Annotated in this window: 21 protein-coding genes; 19 read left to right on the top strand and 2 right to left on the bottom strand. The window is 56.5% G+C overall.

Annotated features, from left to right (window positions below; genetic code table 11):
* Positions 1-17 precede the first annotated feature (17 nt).
* Positions 18-491 carry a hypothetical protein gene (locus ACP3TY_RS19710; protein ID WP_426618277.1) on the bottom strand — a complete coding sequence of 158 codons (474 nt, stop codon included), beginning with the start codon at positions 489-491 and terminating at the stop codon, positions 18-20.
* Positions 492-605: 114 nt separating this feature from the next.
* Between ACP3TY_RS19710 and ACP3TY_RS19705 the strand changes: the two genes are divergently transcribed.
* The 19 genes from ACP3TY_RS19705 (at position 606) to ACP3TY_RS19615 (ending at position 16,098) form a co-directional block, all read left to right on the top strand.
* The gene (locus ACP3TY_RS19705; RefSeq protein WP_426618276.1) at positions 606-968 is read left to right on the top strand and encodes a phage head closure protein; all 363 of its coding nucleotides are present in this window, start codon (positions 606-608) and stop codon (positions 966-968) included.
* Entirely contained in the window at positions 961-1,482 is a 522-nt protein-coding gene (locus tag ACP3TY_RS19700; protein ID WP_426618275.1) for a hypothetical protein, read from the top strand. The genes ACP3TY_RS19705 and ACP3TY_RS19700 overlap by 8 nt, the downstream gene beginning before the upstream one ends.
* A 20-nt stretch (positions 1,483-1,502) precedes the next feature.
* On the top strand, positions 1,503-2,093 hold the full coding sequence (locus tag ACP3TY_RS19695) for a phage tail terminator protein (protein WP_426618274.1): 591 nt from the start codon (positions 1,503-1,505) through the stop codon (positions 2,091-2,093).
* Positions 2,090-2,293 (top strand): DUF2635 domain-containing protein, encoded by a 204-nt coding sequence (locus tag ACP3TY_RS19690; protein ID WP_426618273.1) that lies wholly within the window; start codon positions 2,090-2,092, stop codon positions 2,291-2,293. The genes ACP3TY_RS19695 and ACP3TY_RS19690 overlap by 4 nt, the downstream gene beginning before the upstream one ends.
* Entirely contained in the window at positions 2,293-3,789 is a 1,497-nt protein-coding gene (locus tag ACP3TY_RS19685) for a phage tail sheath subtilisin-like domain-containing protein (protein WP_426618272.1), read from the top strand. Before ACP3TY_RS19690 ends, ACP3TY_RS19685 begins: the two co-directional genes overlap by 1 nt.
* A 60-nt stretch (positions 3,790-3,849) precedes the next feature.
* Positions 3,850-4,197 (top strand): phage tail tube protein, encoded by a 348-nt coding sequence (locus tag ACP3TY_RS19680; RefSeq protein ID WP_426618271.1) that lies wholly within the window; start codon positions 3,850-3,852, stop codon positions 4,195-4,197.
* A complete protein-coding gene (locus ACP3TY_RS19675; protein ID WP_426618270.1) occupies positions 4,194-4,490 on the top strand; it encodes a phage tail assembly protein in 297 nt (98 codons plus the stop codon). The genes ACP3TY_RS19680 and ACP3TY_RS19675 overlap by 4 nt, the downstream gene beginning before the upstream one ends.
* Before the next feature lie 130 nt (positions 4,491-4,620).
* Positions 4,621-6,897, top strand: a complete 2,277-nt coding sequence (locus ACP3TY_RS19670; RefSeq protein ID WP_426618269.1) for a phage tail tape measure protein — start codon at positions 4,621-4,623, stop codon at positions 6,895-6,897.
* Positions 6,898-6,900: 3 nt separating this feature from the next.
* Positions 6,901-8,247: a DNA circularization protein gene (locus ACP3TY_RS19665; protein WP_426618268.1), complete on the top strand. Its 1,347-nt coding sequence runs from the start codon at positions 6,901-6,903 to the stop codon at positions 8,245-8,247.
* Positions 8,248-8,250: 3 nt separating this feature from the next.
* Entirely contained in the window at positions 8,251-9,363 is a 1,113-nt protein-coding gene (locus ACP3TY_RS19660) for a phage baseplate assembly protein (protein ID WP_426618267.1), read from the top strand.
* On the top strand, positions 9,360-9,866 hold the full coding sequence (locus ACP3TY_RS19655; protein WP_426618266.1) for a phage baseplate assembly protein V: 507 nt from the start codon (positions 9,360-9,362) through the stop codon (positions 9,864-9,866). The genes ACP3TY_RS19660 and ACP3TY_RS19655 overlap by 4 nt, the downstream gene beginning before the upstream one ends.
* Positions 9,866-10,264, top strand: coding sequence for a phage GP46 family protein (locus ACP3TY_RS19650; RefSeq protein ID WP_426618265.1), 399 nt, complete (start codon positions 9,866-9,868; stop codon positions 10,262-10,264). The genes ACP3TY_RS19655 and ACP3TY_RS19650 overlap by 1 nt, the downstream gene beginning before the upstream one ends.
* Positions 10,254-11,291: a baseplate J/gp47 family protein gene (locus ACP3TY_RS19645; protein ID WP_426618264.1), complete on the top strand. Its 1,038-nt coding sequence runs from the start codon at positions 10,254-10,256 to the stop codon at positions 11,289-11,291. Before ACP3TY_RS19650 ends, ACP3TY_RS19645 begins: the two co-directional genes overlap by 11 nt.
* Positions 11,282-11,881, top strand: coding sequence for a YmfQ family protein (locus ACP3TY_RS19640; protein ID WP_426618263.1), 600 nt, complete (start codon positions 11,282-11,284; stop codon positions 11,879-11,881). Before ACP3TY_RS19645 ends, ACP3TY_RS19640 begins: the two co-directional genes overlap by 10 nt.
* Before the next feature lie 11 nt (positions 11,882-11,892).
* A complete protein-coding gene (locus ACP3TY_RS19635) occupies positions 11,893-12,741 on the top strand; it encodes a hypothetical protein (RefSeq protein ID WP_426618262.1) in 849 nt (282 codons plus the stop codon).
* The gene (locus ACP3TY_RS19630; protein ID WP_426618261.1) at positions 12,741-13,145 is read left to right on the top strand and encodes a tail fiber assembly protein; all 405 of its coding nucleotides are present in this window, start codon (positions 12,741-12,743) and stop codon (positions 13,143-13,145) included. Before ACP3TY_RS19635 ends, ACP3TY_RS19630 begins: the two co-directional genes overlap by 1 nt.
* Before the next feature lie 42 nt (positions 13,146-13,187).
* A complete protein-coding gene (locus ACP3TY_RS19625; RefSeq protein ID WP_426618260.1) occupies positions 13,188-13,610 on the top strand; it encodes a cell wall hydrolase in 423 nt (140 codons plus the stop codon).
* On the top strand, positions 13,610-14,122 hold the full coding sequence (locus tag ACP3TY_RS19620) for a lysis system i-spanin subunit Rz (protein ID WP_426620504.1): 513 nt from the start codon (positions 13,610-13,612) through the stop codon (positions 14,120-14,122). Before ACP3TY_RS19625 ends, ACP3TY_RS19620 begins: the two co-directional genes overlap by 1 nt.
* Before the next feature lie 86 nt (positions 14,123-14,208).
* On the top strand, positions 14,209-16,098 hold the full coding sequence (locus tag ACP3TY_RS19615; RefSeq protein WP_426618259.1) for an acyltransferase family protein: 1,890 nt from the start codon (positions 14,209-14,211) through the stop codon (positions 16,096-16,098).
* A 76-nt stretch (positions 16,099-16,174) separates the two neighbouring features.
* Here the strand turns inward: ACP3TY_RS19615 and ACP3TY_RS19610 are convergent, their stop codons facing one another.
* Entirely contained in the window at positions 16,175-16,516 is a 342-nt protein-coding gene (locus tag ACP3TY_RS19610; protein ID WP_426618258.1) for a hypothetical protein, read from the bottom strand.
* Between the last annotated feature and the right edge of the window lie 64 nt (positions 16,517-16,580).

The raw sequence follows: 16,580 nt of genomic DNA, 5'->3' as shown, positions 1-16,580 counted from the left end.
AACGGATTGATCGAAGATTACGACTCGAAAGCGGCGGCTGAGCCTGAAAACAAAAAAGCGCCGAACCCAGACAATAAATCGGCGCCCAAGCCAAGCACCAAGAAATAGGCCTGATAATCATGAGCGTGATCAGCATCGAATTGGCAATGAAGCACCTTCGGGCGGAATTCGAGGATGCCGAAGACGTTCAGTCGAAGCTTGATAGTGCTGAAACCGCCGCACAGAAGTTCTTGCAGCGACGGTTTTATGCCGACGCTGCGGCCTTGGCTGCTGCGCGCGCAGGCGTCCCTGCTGCGCGCCTCGCTGCTCGCGCGGCATACCAATTGGCCGTCACGGGCGCGGAAGCTGTTGAAAACTGGGATGACCGCTGCGCTGCCCTTTCGGATGCAGAGTTTTTGTTCTCTGAGGCTTTGCGAGATTGCACGGCAGTCGCGCGCGGCATGGTCATAAACAAATCGATCGTTGCGGCTTGCCTGCTTACGCTTGGCCATTTATGGATGAGCCGAGAGGACACGGTTACCGGAATCAATACGTCGTCCGTGATCGAGCTACCACACGGTTCGCGATCGCTGCTGCAACCCGACAGAATTGATATGGGGGTTTGAATGGCATATCGCGAACCTAGTGCTGGCGAGCTCAACAAGCATGTCACTCTGCGTCGCCGAGACGATGCGCCCTCCGAGGACTTGGGTCTGCAGTCGCTGTTCTCGCAGCTCAACCCGCGATGGGCAAAGATTGAACCTGTCGGTTCGGCTGTCTACACAGACAGCGCACAGACCGAAAACAAAATCACCCACCGGATATTCCTGCGATTTCGCACTGGCATCACGACGGCCTACGAAGTGATTCATCAGGAAACCCTTTATCGTGTGAAGCGCGGCTTTGACATGAACGGCCGCGGCCGATTCGTCGTTTTGGAAGTCGAGGAGCTTGGCCTGATCAAACCTGGTGGAGGCATCTATGTCTAACTCCGCATCGATCGATGGCTACCTTCACGTCGAGGGCTTCGAGAACTTCGAGCGAGACGCTTTCGACAAAAGAAAGATCCGCGCCGGGATGCGCAAGGTCGGGCTGTTAATCGTGCAGCGAGCCCAGATGAACCTGGTACTTGGCAAAGGTCAGGACGGGTACCCAGTGAATCGTACGGGGGCCACTGTCGAATCAGTCAGTTTTAAGGTGTCCCGCTCCGGATTCCTCGTTCGCATATCCCCGACGAAAACCTCATCGATGGCAGAGTTTTATCCTGCCTATCTGCACTACGGCGTGAAGAAAGGCCGGAGACTTGGAAAACTTGCGCCGGGGCAGGGGAAGGGGAAATCCAACCGCCGCGCGCGAGGTGAGCGTGCTGCTGCCCTTGCTGAGCGGGCTTCCGGCGAATGGCGCATTACACCACGTGACAACTACATGGCCGACGCGCTCCAAGATTCGGCCTCGCAAGTTCAATCGATTCTCTCTGCCGCGTTCGAAAACGCGCTGGGTTGATCGTCGCTCCGGACACCCGCATGAAATTGAATCCTATCGTTGCCCATCTGCGGCTGACGTGCCCAACCTTTGCCGGCCGTGTGGCAGGCGGGATTGATTGGGACGCCGTCGTTGATAGCGCCCAGCTCCCTTTGCCTGCGGCATATGTAATCGCCACTGCGGATGCAGCCGCGCCGAGCAGGGCGCAGAACGTCGTTATCCAAGACATCCTTGATCAGTTCAATGTGGTCATTGTCCTGGAAACTTCGGACGAGCGCGGCCAGGCAGACAATGACCTGCTGCACGAGATCCGCGCCGAGCTTTGGCGGGCGCTCGTGGGTTGGAAGCCTGGCCCGGAATACACGCAAATCCAATACGGAAAAGGGGCGCTTTTACACATCAGTCGCGCTCGAGTCGTTTATCAGTTCACTTTCTTCTCGGAATTTCAGCTCGGCCGCAATCGGTCAGACCAACCGCCAGAGACATGGCAGGAGTGGGAGCTCGACGGTTTGCCCGGCTTCACCGGCGCAACCATCACCATGGATTGCATCGACCCCGCAGACCCCAATTTGAAACAACCCGGCCCGGACGGGCGCATCGAAGCTGCATTCACTGGAGACGTAACACCATGACCAAGCGCATCACTGTGGTGCCGGCCGCTGGCCGCTCTGTGCCCGATCCGGAGGCTGGCGACTTGTTGCCCGTTGAAGGCCGGGAAGTCCCCGACAATGCCTGGTGGCGCCGCCGCCTGGCTGACGGTGACGTCAAGACCAAAGCTGTAGAACCCCCATCCGCCAAAGCCAAACCGGCGCTGATCGAGGAAGGCAAATAATGGCCATCGGATTCAGCAACATTCCCGCCGATATCCGTGTCCCGCTGTTTTACGCGGAGATGGATAATTCGGCTGCAAACAGTGCCTCATCGGCTATGCGCCGATTGATCGTCGCTCAGGTTAACGATGCGGCGAACAGCGAAAGCATCGGCAAGCTGATGCTGGTTTCCAGCCTCGCGATTGCCAAAAGCATCGCCGGCCAAGGTTCGATGCTTGCCGCGATGTATGAGACCTGGCGCAAGGCCGACCCTATCGGCGAGATCTGGTGTTTGCCGCTGCAGGGCGAAACTGGCGTGGCCGCTTCTGCGACCATCACCATCACTGGCGCGGCTACGGAAGCCGGCTCGCTCAACCTGTACATCGGTGGTGTGCGCGTGCAATCGGTGATCGCATCGGCTGCGACTGCCACGATCGCTGCCGCCGCGCTGGCGGTGAAAATTAATGCAACACCTGATCTGCCAGTGACTGCCGCTGCCGCCAATGGCGTGGTAACGCTGACTTGCAAATGGAAAGGCGAAAGCGGGAATGACATCAGCATTTCGATGAATCGCCTGGGCAAGTCCAATGGCGAATCCACCCCAGCGGGGCTGACCGTCGCAACCACCGCTATGACCGCGGGTGTCGGTGCTCCGGATGTCGTCGATGCCATCGCAGCGCTGGGTGATGAGCCCTTCGAGTTTCTGTGTCAGCCATGGTCGGACACGACCACGTTGAATGCGTGGAAAGACGCGATGGACGACAGCACCGGCCGCTGGAGCTGGGCCAAGCAATTGTTCGGTCACGTCTACACTGCGAAGCGCGGCACACTGGGCACGCTGGTCGCGGCGGGGCAGGCGCGAAACGATCAGCACATGACTATTCAGGGTGTCGAACCCGGAGTGCCTCAACCGGTATGGGTGCAGGCTGCGGCACTTGCAGCACGTACGGCGGTGTTTATCTCCGCCGATGCTAGCCGGCCAACCCAGAGCGGCAGCATGCCCGGCGTTGATCCAGCACCGGCCAGCGACCGCTTCACGCTCACCGAGCGACAGTCGTTGCTGAACTACGGCATCGCCACCGCGTATTACGAGGGCGGCTACGTACGCATTCAGCGCTCGATCACCACCTATCAAAAGAACGCCTACGGCCAGGTCGACAACTCGTATCAGGACAGCGAGACAATGCACCAGTCGGCTTTCATCGTGCGCCATATGCGCAGTGTCATTACCAGCAAGTACGGCCGGCACAAGCTGGCGAACGACGGCACCCGCTTCGGTGATGGCCAGCCGATCGTCACACCTGCTGTGATCCGCGGCGAGCTGATTGCCCAGTACGCCAAGCTCGAGCTGGAAGGGCATGTCGAAAATGGCGAGCTCTTCGCCGAGCACCTGGTGGTAGAGCGCGACAGCAACGACCCGAGCCGCGTGAACGTGTTGTTCCCGCCGGACTACATCAACGGTCTGCGCATTTTCGCGCTGCTCAACCAGTTCCGCCTCCAGTACGACGAAGCGGCGTAACGCTGACCCTGAACACCCAGCCCGCCCTGTGCGGGCTTTTTCATTCTGGAGACAAAGACCATGGGCGAAAAAGTAGCCGGCACCGTGTACGTAAAAGTAGACGGTACGCAGCTGACGATTACCGGTGGTGCAGAAGCACCGCTGATGGACAAAAAACGCGAGACAGTCTGGCCCGGTTTCTTCAAAGAGGAAGAGCTGGCCGCGTATATCAAGATGACTGCGCTCATGCCGCAAAGCTTCCCGATTAAAGCACTGGCCAACGGGCGAGACATGACCGTGACGTGTGAATTTAGCAACGGCCGGGTGTACGTCCTGTCCGGCGCTTATCTCGTCGATGAGCCCTCGCACAAGGGTGAGGACGGTACAGTTGAGTTGCAATTTGATGGTGTGAAAGGGAGCTGGCAATGAGTGAATCAGTGAAGCTGCAGGTTGCGATCGAGGCGCACGGTGACCCCGTCACCGAGCTGACTATGCGCCGCCCGACGGTGCAGGAAGTGCGGGCGATCAAGGCGCTGCCGTACAAGATCGACAAAAACGAAGAAGTCAGCCTCGACATGGATGTGGCCGCCAAATACATCGCGGTCTGCGCGGGCATTCCTCCGTCGTCGGTAAACCAGTTGGATCTGGCTGACCTCAACGCATTGAGCTGGGCCGTTGCGAGTTTTTTCATGAGTGCGGCATCGAGTCCATCACCGACCTGATTGCCGTTGCCTATGACTTGGCCTGGTTCTGGAAGGTTGACCCCGAACAGATGATGGCCAAGCCACTCGACGTGCTCTGCGAATCGCTTGAGCACGCCCAACGAATCAACCGTATTCAGCAGGTGCAGTGATGCCGGATAAGTTTCAGCTCAAGGCGTTGATCACCGGCGTCGACAAGCTGTCGCCAACGCTGAAAGGGGCTGCGAAAAACGTTGCGGGATTCCGCAAGCAGTTGAGCAAGTCTGGTTTGGGCAACATCGGTTTCAAGGATGTCGTTCAAGGAGGTGCGTTCGCGGCACCGTTCATCGCAGGCGCTCGCGCAGCGATGGAGTTCGAGACATCCATGGCGGATGTGAAGAAGGTTGTCGACTTCGATACACCAGAACAATTCCGGCAGATGAGCAAGGATGTCCTCGACCTGTCGGAGAAAATGCCGGTAGCAGCGAGTGGCATTGCCGCGATCGTTGCCGCTGGTGGACAAGCCGGTTTCGCGCGCGGTGAGTTGAAACAGTTCGCCGAAGATGCAGTGAAGATGGGTATCGCCTTCGATCAGACGGCGGATCAATCCGGCGACATGATGGCCAAGTGGCGCACCTCCTTCAAGCTGACGCAGCCTGAAGTGGTGGCGTTGGCTGACAAGATCAACTATCTCAGTAATACCGGGCCATCGTCGGCTGCGCAGATTGCAGACATCGTCACTCGCATCGGGCCGCTCGGCGCCATTGCGGGCCTGGCGTCCGGCCAGATTGCCGCTATGGGTGCAACTTTGGCGGGCGTCGGCGTGCCAAGTGAGGTTGCCGCGACAGGCATGAAGAACTTCATGCTGGCGCTGACTAAAGGCGGCTCAGCTACCAAGCAGCAAGCCCAGGCATTCAAGTCACTGCGCCTCGATGTAAAGGACTTGGCCAAGTCCATGCAAAAAGATGCGCAGGGCACCATCGAAGATGTCCTTGCGCGGATCGCTAAAGTTGATCCATCGAAGCAGGCCGGACTTTTAACAGAGCTGTTCGGAACCGAATCGGTTTCCGCAATTGCTCCGCTTCTGACGAATCTCGATCTGCTAAAGAAGAGTTTCAGAGACGTCGCTCAAGGCTCCGGATTTGCCGGTTCGATGGAGAAGGAATATGCCGCGCGTTCCGCCACAACCGCGAATGCAATGCAGCTTCTTCAAAACCGTGTAACCCGTCTCGGCGTCGAAGTCGGCAACGCTCTATTGCCACCGTTCAATGAATTGATGTTGCAGATCGGGCCGCTGGTATCGCGCGTGTCGGCTCTGGCGGCCGAACATCCGCAACTCATCAAAGGTGTGTTGGCTGCGGGTGTGGCTTTCGGCGTCATGCGCGTAGCAGTCACCGCTGCTATGTGGGCGATGAAACTGTTTAGCGCAGTCACTGCGATGAGCCCCGTGGGAATCATCGTTCGGGTTATTGCGCTGGCGGCCGGCTTGCTGATCGCCAACTGGAAAACCGTCGCTCCGTTCTTTGAAAAGTTGTGGGAGCGGGTGCGCCGTCCGGCGATGGTGTTTTGGGAGTGGATCAAGTTGGCGTGGCAGTACACGCCGATGGCTTGGGTGGTCAAGAACTGGGAGCCTTTGACGGGGCTGTTCACTGCAATCTGGGACGTGCTCTATGCAGTCTCCACACCAGTGATGAAATTCCTTGGCGATCTGTTCGACTGGTCACCACTCGGGATGATCATCAATAACTGGGAACCCATCGTCGGCTTTTTCAAAAAGATGTGGGACAGGATCAGACCAATCCTCGAACCGATGATGAAGTTGTTGGGTATTGAAGTCGGCGACAAAGGGCTCGTGCAAACCGCGACCGATAAGGCAAACGCATTTGCTGAAGAGCAAACCCGGCGAAATGCTGGTGTCGGTGGTGGAACCGGTGCGCTCGTCAGAGCCGATGCAGCGAAGGTTGCCAAAGATCAGCAAGCAATAAACAACCGAGCCTTCGGTACTGATAAAGACCAGCTACTTCGTGCCCCGGGCCAGGTACCGCCAACGGTTAGAGCCGACGCAGCGAAAGTCGCTCAAGACCAGCCGGCAGTAAACAATCAGGCCTTCGGCATCGATAAGGGCAAGCTAATGCGCGCTCCTGAGCGAGTGCCGCCATTAGTTCGAGCGGATGCTGCGCAAATCGCCAAGGACAAGTCGGTGGTTTCGCCACCGGCACCGGCCGCCGATAACAGCCAACTACTTCGCGCGCCCGCGCAGTTGCCACCGGCAGGCAGCCTTATTCAGCAGACCGCCGCCGCGACCGGGCAAAAGATAAACGGCGAGCTCAACATCAATATCAACGGTGCCCCGCCAGGTACAACCGTCGAGCAACCAAAAACCGACCAGAGCGGACTGAAGATCAAACCGAACGTTGGCACCCGAACCGTGGGCGTTATGAAGGGGTAGGGAATGGAACAAACATGGCGAGAGCAAATGCTTCCGGCATCGTTCCGAGGGATCAATTTTCTGATCCCCCAGGCATCGGTACCCGTGGGTATGAAAGTGCAATTGCACGAGTTTCCGCAACGCGACGAACCGTACGCGGAACAATTGGGCAAGCAGGCGCAAGTGCACCGGCTGGTTTGCTGGATCATCGGCGATGATTGTTTCGAGCGTCGGGACAAGTTCATGGAGGCCGTGCAAACGCCTGGTGCCGGTGAGCTTGTTCACCCTTGGCTGGGCCGGATGCAGGTCAAGGCTGGTGAAGCCGAGCTGACGCATGATTTCAAACAGGGCGGCATGGCCGCCTTCGCGGTGACGTTCTATCCGGACAACCCCCTAAAATTTCCGACGGCGAAGGTCAATACTCAACAGCAAGTGGTGAAGGCGTCCGACAGCCTGCTGGATTCGGCATTGGCGCGATATAAGTCGGCCATGGCTACAGTGGATCAAGCACGTCTAGGCTTGGCCCGCCTGCGAAACAGCCTGTCGGGCGTGTACACGGTCATCCAACAACAGTTCTCCACTATTCTCGGCGCCTTCACGAATCTGACCGGGCTCGCGCAATCATTGATGAATGCGCCCGAATCTCTGTCGTCTTTATTTTCCAGTTACTTCAGCGATTTTTCGGTGGATGAGTATCTGGGGAATTCTGCTGGATCAAGCTCTGACGGAGCGGTGCTTACTCCTTCGCAGCAGGCGAGCTTGAACGGAAGCGGTTCAGCGAATTCTTTCGCGCAGGCGCCTGATTCGAACTATCGACAAACTGTGGTGGCTTCCACGCAGCATGCGGAAGCCGTCGTCAAAATAAATACTGTCAGCCAGTTGGGAGGGGTAGATGCCGCTGCTGCATCGCAGACTGCGGCGAATCTTGTGCAGGACATGCTACTGGTGCAGGTCGCACTGATCATTAGTGAAATGCCTGTAGCGTCCCAGCCTGTGTCGACACTTTCGGTGCCGTCTGTTGAACAGCAGGCGGTTCAGCCCATTGTGCGCGTGGACGTGCCAGTAGCCGACGACGTTATTGAGCTGCGAGACAACCTCAATGAAGCCATCTTTCAGGCTTCACTCAAGGCTGATTCAGAGCATTACATGGTGCTCAACACGTTGCGTCAAACCATCGTCAAACACCTGACCGCCGTTGCGGAGTCCGGGGTGCGGCTCGTGGAGATCACTCCTTCCGAGACCCTCTCGGCGTTGGTACTGGCTTACCGCCGATTTGGAGATGCCACCCGCGAATCGGAGGTGGTACAGCGCAACCGCTTGCGGCATCCCGGGTTTGTTCCGGCACGCCCGCTCAAAATCGCCCAGAGGTGACCCATGGAAGATGTCAACGCTGTCAGCCTTACGGTTGACGGTCTGGATTACTTTGGCTGGAAGTCGGTTGAGATCACCGCAGGCTTAGAAGATCAGGCCCGATCATTCACGCTCAGCATCACATGGAAGTGGCCCGGCCAGATCGAGTCTTTGCCCATTAAGCAGGGGGCGAAGTGCCAGGTAAAGATCGGCGATGATCTTGTCCTGACTGGCTGGGTGTTCGCCACACCCATCAGCTACGACCATCAACAGATCACCACCAGCATCAGCGGCCGCTCGCTCACCGCCGATCTGGTGGATTGTGCGGCGGTCAACAAGCCTGGCCAATGGAACAACCAAAGTGTTCTCGCGATTGTCTCTGCGCTCGCGGCACCGTACGGCATTCGTGTGCGCAGCGAGATCCCCGAGGGGGCGAAACTGTCAGACCATACGATCGAGCCGGGCGAGACAGTTTTCGAGTCCATCGACCGTCTACTGACGCTTTTCCGTGTGTTCTCAACAGACGATGCCAAAGGGATGGCGGTACTCGCAAAGCCAGGCAGCACGGTACGCGCGTTCGATGCGCTGGAAGTTGGAAACAACATCTTGACTGGTGACGCGCCGCTGGACTTCTCGGCTGTATTTTCCGAATACCAGGTGCTGGGTCAGAAAAGCGGGACTGATGAAGAATTCGGCGAGAAAGCAGCCGAGGTTTCGGCCGTTGTGTCTGATCCGCGAATGACCCGCAAGCGGGTAATGATCATTCAGGAATCCGGGCAGATGACCAACGAGCTGGCGCAAGCACGGGCCAACTGGGAGCGCGGCTCGAGGATGGGAAAAGCGCTCACCACCACTTACACGGTGCAGGGCTGGCGACAATCAAACGGCGCGCTGTGGAAGCACAACTCCCTCGTACGTGTCATTGATCCGATCATTGGATTCGAGCGAATCATGCTCATCGCCAGGGTGACTTACTCGCTGACCGACAGCGGCATGATCACCACAATGGAAGTTGGCCCGCCGGACGGATTTGAGCCCGAACCGCACGACCCGCACAAAGACCGCAAGCTGAAGAAGGGCGGCAAGGCGGACAACTTCGAATACCTCATCCCCGCAGATTACGAGCCAAAAAAATGAGCCTGAAAAGCGTGATGGCCCGCGGCACCGTGGTGCTAGCTGCCGCTGGGAGAATGATGCAGACGCTGCAGGTGAAGCTGACTGCCGGCGAACTGAAGGACGGGGTCGAGCATTTCGAACCCTACGGCTTTACCTCTAATCCACTCGCCGGCGCTGAAGTGCTCACCCTATTCCTCAACGGCGATCGCTCCCATGGTGTTGTTGTGGTAGCTGCGGATCGCCGTTACCGGATCAAAGAGCTTAAGTCCGGCGAGGTGGCGATCTACACCGACGAGGGCGACAAGGTGCACTTCAAGCGTGGGCGGGTGATCGACATTGAAACCGAGACGTTGAACATCAAGGCCACCACGGCGGTGAACTTCGATACTCCGGTGATCAATCAGACCGGAAAGATTGTTTCCACGGGTGATCAAGTCGCTGGTGGTATCAGTCAGATCACTCATATCCACACCAACGTTCAGGCTGGCAACGGCAACAGCGGGCCACCCGCGGCGGGTACCTGATGATTACGTCAGCTGACCAAAAAACCACGCTCACTCGAGCGGTGCTCATCAGCTTGTTCACGTGGGGCCGGGCACTGACCGATGACCCGATTGACGATGAAGAGCTTTACGGCTGGTGGGGTGATAGCTATCCGAGCATTGCAGATGACCGTATCGGTTCGCGGCTGTGGTTGCTGCGCCGGGTCAAGTTAACCGATGTCACTCAGCGTGACGCCGAGTTCTACGCCCATGAAGCCCTTCAATGGCTGATCGATGACGGTCAGGTTCTCGCAATGGAGATCGCCAGCGAGAAGCACGACATCAGCCGGCTGAACCTGATTGTCATCCTGACCGTCCCTGGTGGCGATCGCATCGAAATCAAATCCAACTCCTCTTGGCAGGTGATCTATGCCGTTTGATACGCCTTCACTGCCAGAACTCATCAGCCGAACACAAGGCGATCTGGCCAGCGACTCCCTCCGTCGTTCCGATGCGCAGGTGCTGGCGAGAACGTTGAGTGGCACCGCCTATGGTCTGTACGGGTATCTCGACTGGATTGCCGAGCAGATTCTTCCGGATAGGGCGGATGAAGAAACACTCGAGCGCATTGCCGCGCTGCGCCTGAACCAGCCACGAAATGCGGCACAGGCTGCGGAAGGCGCCGTCTCCTTCAGCGCTGCTGCTGGCGCGGTTGTTGATGCCGACGTTGTACTTCAGGCCGCTGATGGACGGATGTACCGAGTAACGACCGGGGTCACCACTGTGGCAGGGGTCAACACCACTACGATTGAGGCTGTGGATTCCGGCACATTGGGCAACGCTGACCCGGGGTTGGCGCTCACGCTGGTGCAGCCAGTGTCTGGCGTCATCAATGCCTTCACCGTCATAGCGCCGGGCTTGAGTGGGGGTATTGCGCGGGAGAGCATCGAGTCATTGCGTGCTCGGGTCATTCGCTCCTACAGGGTGATTCCGCATGGCGGCTCTGCCGACGATTATGAAACGTGGGCGCTGGAGTTTCCCGGCGTGACTCGCGCATGGTGTCGAGGCAACTACTTGGGGCCGGGCACTGTCGGGCTGTTTGTCATGCGCGACAACGACCCAGTGCCTGTCCCGAGTCCAGCTCAGTTGCTTGAGATCAAAAACTACATCGAGCCACTTCGCCCGGTTACCGCTGAAGTGTATGTGCTCGCTCCCACAAAAAAGCTCGTGCTTTACAGCATTCACCCGGTTCCGGACACGACTGCGGTACGAGCGGCGATCACTGCGAGCTTGATCGATCTACATGAACGGGAAGCGGGATTGGGTGACAAGCTGCTTATCAGCCATATCCGAGAGGCAATCAGCACAGCTGCTGGCGAAACAGACCACACACTGACGTTGCCAGCCTCGGACGTTCCAGCCGCAACCAATGAGCTGCTGACCTTTGGAGGCATAACATGGCTGTAGCGCGAACCGCTGATCAGTATCGCCAGCAGCTGCGCGGGCTGCTTCCCGCAGGGCCAGCCTGGGATCCCGAACTGGTGCCCGAGATTGATCTGGTGCTGGCGGGAGTTTCTCTCGAATTTTCCCGCCTGGATGCGAGGGCTGTTGATCTGCTGAATGAGATGGATCCGTCGGGTATCAGTGAACTGGTTCCGGACTGGGAGTCCGTTATGAACCTACCCGATCCGTGTTTGGGCCCGAACCCTGCGTTCGAGGATCGCCGACTGGCGGTGCGCCGGCGCCTGGTTGAAGTAGGCGGGCAGAGCCGGGCCTACTTCATTGAAATAGCCGTGAGCCAAGGATATCCCGCAGCCACCATCACCGAGCATCGAGCGCCCCGTATGGGGCGTTCGCGTTTTGGCGTAGCTCATTTTGGGACGTGGAAAGCCCAGTTCATGTGGACATTGAACACCGGAGGACGACAGCGAAAGGGTCGCCGCTTCGGTGTTAGCTACTGGGGCGAGCGATTCGGAACCAATCCCGGAAACCCACTCGAGTGTTCGATTAAGCGTCCAGCCCCCGCGCATACCGTTGTTCATATCAATTTTGACTGAGGTGCAAAACAGTGGATTTTCCTAAAAGTGTCCCCGGCATTGGGCTGGTTGGCGGCAAGTTTGTCGACGAAGATCAGCTCACTGGAACGCCGGGGTCTTTGATCCCTGCGCAGTGGGGTAACAGCGTAACTGAAGAGCTTTTGAACGTTATCGCGGCTGCCGGCTTCGCTCCCAATGAGACGGCCAACAACCAACTCATCACGGCGATAAAGGCCATCACTGGCGGCCGTCTCATCAATGTGGCGGTGTTCAATACAAGCGGGATTTATACGCGGTCTGTTGGAACGAAAGCGATCCGCATACGGCTCGTAAGTGGCGGTGCCGCTGGAGGTGGCGCCACCGCAACTAATGCCTCCCAGATCTCGGCTGGAACGGGCGGATGCTCTGGCAGTTATGCGGAAGGTTATTACACCACCGTGCCCGCTACCGCTGCGGTGACTGTGGGGCTGGGTGGTATTGGGGTTCAAGGCACCACTGGAGGTAATGGTGGTTCATCGTCTGTGGGTTCGCTGATTTCCGTCAGTGGGGGTACAGGTGGAAACCAATTAGGCCCAACCGTCCCGCCGCTGACGGCAAACGTAAATCCTGCGGGCACATCTATCACGGGCGCAAACATCATGGGTATCCACAGTGGAGCACCACCCATGGCATTCGTTACGTCGCTTTCGGTCGGCTACTCCGGGCAAGGAGCAAGCAGCCTGCTGGGAGCTGGTGGTGCGTCAGTGAATGGTTCTGGCGACGGAACAAACGGCTCCGGTTTCGGAGCTGGCGGAGGCGGCGCACTCTGCCTCGCCAGTTCGATCGCACGGACTGGCGGCAAAGGCACCAACGGCATCGTAATCATTGAGGAATACAGCTGATGTTCACTTACGCACGCGTGAGCGATGGGGTTGTGCACGAAATCTTCGAAACCGAAGGCGATATCAACGAAATGTTCGCTCCAGGTATGGAGTGGATTTTGCTCACGGCAGGAGCAGAGGATGTTGTCGATGGATGGACATACGACGCAACGACCGGCGCCTTCTCCGCCCCTGTACCGAGCGTTCCGTCGCCTGAGCAAATTTTCTCATCCAACACCGCAAGCCGGGACTATTTCCTGAGCGCTGCAACGAAGGCAATTGCGCCACTGCAGGATGCAGTTGATTTAGGAATGGACACGGAAGACGAGTCTGCTCGACTTACCGCCTGGAAACGATATCGGGTGACTGTGAATCGCATTGACCTCACCGACCCTTCCCCCTCATGGCCAGCCATGCCCGAATAGCAGTCCGCACAGTGCGGGTTTTTTTACGCTTGGAGAATACTGATGACTGCAACCGAAAGAGATCGAGACATCCTCGCCCGAACGTTGTGGGGTGAGGCGCGCGGCGAGAGTATTGCAGGCCAGATTGCCGTGGCGTGGACAGTGCGAAACCGTGTGTTCGATGGAAAGGAAAAATCGTGGTGGGGTGAGGGGTATGCGGGAGTGTGCCAAAAGCCATATCAGTTCAGCTGCTGGAACAAGGCTGACCCGAACTACCAGTTCCTGATCGGCGTGAAGCAGATCCCATTCCGCGAGCTGGCGCAGGCGCGAATCGCTGCTGACCAAGTGATCGACGGCAAGGTGCCGGATCCCACTGGCGGGGCCACGCACTATTACGCGATAAGCATCAAGGCGCCGGCTTGGTCGGTGAAGGCGAAGCAGACCTTGAAGTTGGGCGGCCACGTCTTTTTCAGGGACGTGCCGTGATAGCCGTGCCTTGGAGAGCAGTTGGAGCGCTGGTGCTGCTGTTGGTCGGCGCCAGTAGCGCTTGGCAGTTCCAAAATTGGCGTTATGGAAGTCAGTTGGCTGAAGAGGCCCGCCTGCACTCCGAAGCCCTCAACCAAGTGACGCTGGCTGCTGCCGCTGCGCAACAGGCCGAGCAGGACAAGCGTCTCGCGCTCGAGCAAAGGCTAGCGACTATCGAACAAACACACTTCAGGAAAATGAGCGATGCCCAACGTGATCAGGATCGCTTGCGCGATCGCCTTGCCACTGCTGATGTGCGCCTGTCAGTCCTCCTCGATGCAAGCGACGTTGCCAAGGGCTGCAATTTGCCAGCCTCCACCGGCGCCGGCGGCGTGGATCATGCAACCGTACGCGCCCGACTTGACCCAGCGCATGCTCAAAGAATTATCGCCATTACCGATACCGGTGACCGAGCCATGATAGCGCTCGCTGCTTGTCAGGCTTATGCAGCAAAAGTCTCCTCCTTGGACTGATCTATACCACTACGTAATTCAGAAAAATTCTGGCAAAATTCGTCAACGTGCTGCGCATCGAAGCATTGACGGAAGGTTAAAAGCGTATGAATTTTAGGTCGGACATCAATGGACTGAGAGCGTGGGCCGTTGTCGTAGTAGTTTTGTATCACTTCGGAATTAGCTTCTTTAACGGCGGGTTTGCCGGCGTTGATATATTCTTCGTGATCTCCGGTTTTCTAATGACCGGAATCATTACACGAATACTAGAAGATAAGAGCGGCAAGGCTGTGTCTTCGCAGATAACTAGTTTCTTTCTTGCTAGAGTTAGAAGGATATCCCCGGCGTTAATTGCAGTTTGCATAGTCTTGCTGGTGCTGGGATGGTTCTATTCTAATCCGGCTGAATTCGAGCTACTTGCTAAACAGAGCTTGAGTGCGGTTCTGTTTTATTCGAATATTCTTTTTTTCGATCAGGCCGGTTATTTTGATGTTGCCTCGGGCAAAAAGCTTTTACTGCACACGTGGTCGCTTTCAGTAGAGTGGCAATTTTATGTGGTGCTACCGTTTTTTATGCTCGCCGCTTGGAAGTTGAAAAGTACCAGAGCGTCTTTGTTTGTAGCGCTAGTGCTGGCGTTTTTGATCTCCTTGGCATACTCGGTATTTGAGTCCTTTAAAGCGCCAGATGCAGCATTCTATTTGTTAAGCTCAAGAGCTTGGGAGCTGGTGTTAGGCGGTATGATATTTTTCATATCGTGCAATTTTTCCATTGAAGGAAAAAAGGCAAAGCTAGTTGAGCGTGTTTCTTTTGTGACGCTGATCGGCGTGGTGCTTTTTTTCGACTCAACACTCCCATGGCCGGGGCTGTACGCGCTTGTGCCGACTGTGGCAACCGCTTTGATAATCTTGTCGAATCAGAGTGATTCCAAATGGACGTCAGGGAAGGTTGCTCAGTGGCTCGGTGACCGCTCCTACTCCTTATATCTTTGGCATTGGCCGATATCCATATATGTAAAAAATTTAGAAGGCGGTCACCCACACTGGTATACGGTGGCTGGGCTTGTCGCGACACTCATTGTGGGTCACTTGTCCTACAGGTACATAGAAGGGCCAGCCCGGAAACATTTCTTTAAGGGGAATGCAAAACGCAGCCTTGTTGCATCGTTTGGTGTCACGGCCTCCGTTTTGGCTTGTAGCGTTGTAATTACAGCGAATGCAGGATATCCATCTAGATATCCTGCAGGTGTAGCTGAGTTAACAAAGTATCATTTCAATATGGCAGATTGGCGAGACGGAACCTGCTTCCTCAGACCAGAGCAGAATTTCAAGGATTTCAATGGTTGTTCTTCTCATTCTGATTCCGTGATACATACGTCTGCTCTGTTGTGGGGTGATTCGCATGCTGCTCAGCTCTATCCCGGTCTAGTAAAAACGCTTCCGCATAACGTTGAGTTCACTCAATTGACAGCAAGCGCATGCCCGCCATTCCTAGATGTTGAACTATCAAATCGGCCGAACTGCAAGAAGATCAACGATTATGTTAGGGATTGGATCATCACTAATAAGCCCGATCAGGTAATACTTTCAGCTCGGTGGCCAGGGTATGACTGGTCGCCAGTCAGTAAGACTATTGAATTTTTGCAAAGTAACGGCGTTAAGAAAATCCAAATATTCGGGCCAGTGCCAAGCTGGAGTGAGTACCTTCCTGATTTGCTCGTTAAGAGCGTAGGCAAATCTGAAGCCGCGAATGCACAGATCCCCGAGAGGCTTGCAGTGGGGTTTTCAGATTACGTGTCCGTGGTTGATGGTCAGCTCCATGCCGTAGCTGAGAAAAATCATGTCTCTTATATTTCTTCGAGCAGCATCTTCTGCGATAAGAGTGGATGCATGACAACGATAACTGACGAGCACGGATTGAGCCCTACGGCGTACGACGACGCGCATTTGTCAGTGTCGGGCTCGGAATATCTAATAACCAAAAGCAGTGTGTGGAAATAGTTTTGATCGCGTTGGAGGTGGAGAGGATGGTTAGCCTCTCCAACGCTTCTACTGCCCGGTAGCACTCTCTCGCTACCTACGGCGGCGTTTTTGCTGAGGTTGTGTATCCGTTCAGCATTTCTCTGAGGTCTCCGACCTCTTTTTTGTAGGCATTGCCTAACGTTCGTAGATCATGCATTTTTCTGCGGATCGCTGCTGTCTCCGCTGCTTTTTCACGCAAAGTAGCCATAGCCAAGTCTCTGTCGCGAACGGCCTCAGCGTGCATCTCAACCAATTTGAAAATCCGCTCACGCTCCTGGCGTAACTGCAGAGTCAACTCCTCGAACTCGCTTTCGTACATTCTGAGTTGGTGCTGGCAGGTTTCGAGCGGCGTCGGGCAGCCGAGCCAATCGTCGGTGTCTTCTATGAGGTGATCCACTGGAATGCCTTACTGAATACTGGTTGCATATACAGTAATCGAGGCGCGTATGGCGAGCGAGAGT

Origin of the sequence: Pseudomonas rustica (assembly GCF_049959085.1) — a bacterium.
GTDB classification, from domain to species: Bacteria; Pseudomonadota; Gammaproteobacteria; order Pseudomonadales; family Pseudomonadaceae; genus Aquipseudomonas; species Aquipseudomonas rustica.
Note: the sequence above shows the minus strand (reverse complement) of the source record. Positions and strands in the feature narration are given on the sequence as shown.

Coding starts and splice junctions, on each gene's coding strand:
- ACP3TY_RS19685 (WP_426618272.1), top strand. CDS start 2,293: ATGGCCATCGGATTCAGCAACATTCCCGCCGATATCCGTGTCCCGCTG.
- ACP3TY_RS19680 (WP_426618271.1), top strand. CDS start 3,850: ATGGGCGAAAAAGTAGCCGGCACCGTGTACGTAAAAGTAGACGGTACG.
- ACP3TY_RS19650 (WP_426618265.1), top strand. CDS start 9,866: ATGATTACGTCAGCTGACCAAAAAACCACGCTCACTCGAGCGGTGCTC.
- ACP3TY_RS19625 (WP_426618260.1), top strand. CDS start 13,188: ATGACTGCAACCGAAAGAGATCGAGACATCCTCGCCCGAACGTTGTGG.
- ACP3TY_RS19700 (WP_426618275.1), top strand. CDS start 961: ATGTCTAACTCCGCATCGATCGATGGCTACCTTCACGTCGAGGGCTTC.
- ACP3TY_RS19695 (WP_426618274.1), top strand. CDS start 1,503: ATGAAATTGAATCCTATCGTTGCCCATCTGCGGCTGACGTGCCCAACC.
- ACP3TY_RS19660 (WP_426618267.1), top strand. CDS start 8,251: ATGGAAGATGTCAACGCTGTCAGCCTTACGGTTGACGGTCTGGATTAC.
- ACP3TY_RS19670 (WP_426618269.1), top strand. CDS start 4,621: ATGCCGGATAAGTTTCAGCTCAAGGCGTTGATCACCGGCGTCGACAAG.
- ACP3TY_RS19645 (WP_426618264.1), top strand. CDS start 10,254: ATGCCGTTTGATACGCCTTCACTGCCAGAACTCATCAGCCGAACACAA.
- ACP3TY_RS19710 (WP_426618277.1), bottom strand. CDS start 491: ATGGCCAAGCGTAAGCAGGCAAGCCGCAACGATCGATTTGTTTATGAC.
- ACP3TY_RS19705 (WP_426618276.1), top strand. CDS start 606: ATGGCATATCGCGAACCTAGTGCTGGCGAGCTCAACAAGCATGTCACT.
- ACP3TY_RS19690 (WP_426618273.1), top strand. CDS start 2,090: ATGACCAAGCGCATCACTGTGGTGCCGGCCGCTGGCCGCTCTGTGCCC.
- ACP3TY_RS19630 (WP_426618261.1), top strand. CDS start 12,741: ATGTTCACTTACGCACGCGTGAGCGATGGGGTTGTGCACGAAATCTTC.
- ACP3TY_RS19640 (WP_426618263.1), top strand. CDS start 11,282: ATGGCTGTAGCGCGAACCGCTGATCAGTATCGCCAGCAGCTGCGCGGG.
- ACP3TY_RS19655 (WP_426618266.1), top strand. CDS start 9,360: ATGAGCCTGAAAAGCGTGATGGCCCGCGGCACCGTGGTGCTAGCTGCC.
- ACP3TY_RS19675 (WP_426618270.1), top strand. CDS start 4,194: ATGAGTGAATCAGTGAAGCTGCAGGTTGCGATCGAGGCGCACGGTGAC.
- ACP3TY_RS19665 (WP_426618268.1), top strand. CDS start 6,901: ATGGAACAAACATGGCGAGAGCAAATGCTTCCGGCATCGTTCCGAGGG.
- ACP3TY_RS19615 (WP_426618259.1), top strand. CDS start 14,209: ATGAATTTTAGGTCGGACATCAATGGACTGAGAGCGTGGGCCGTTGTC.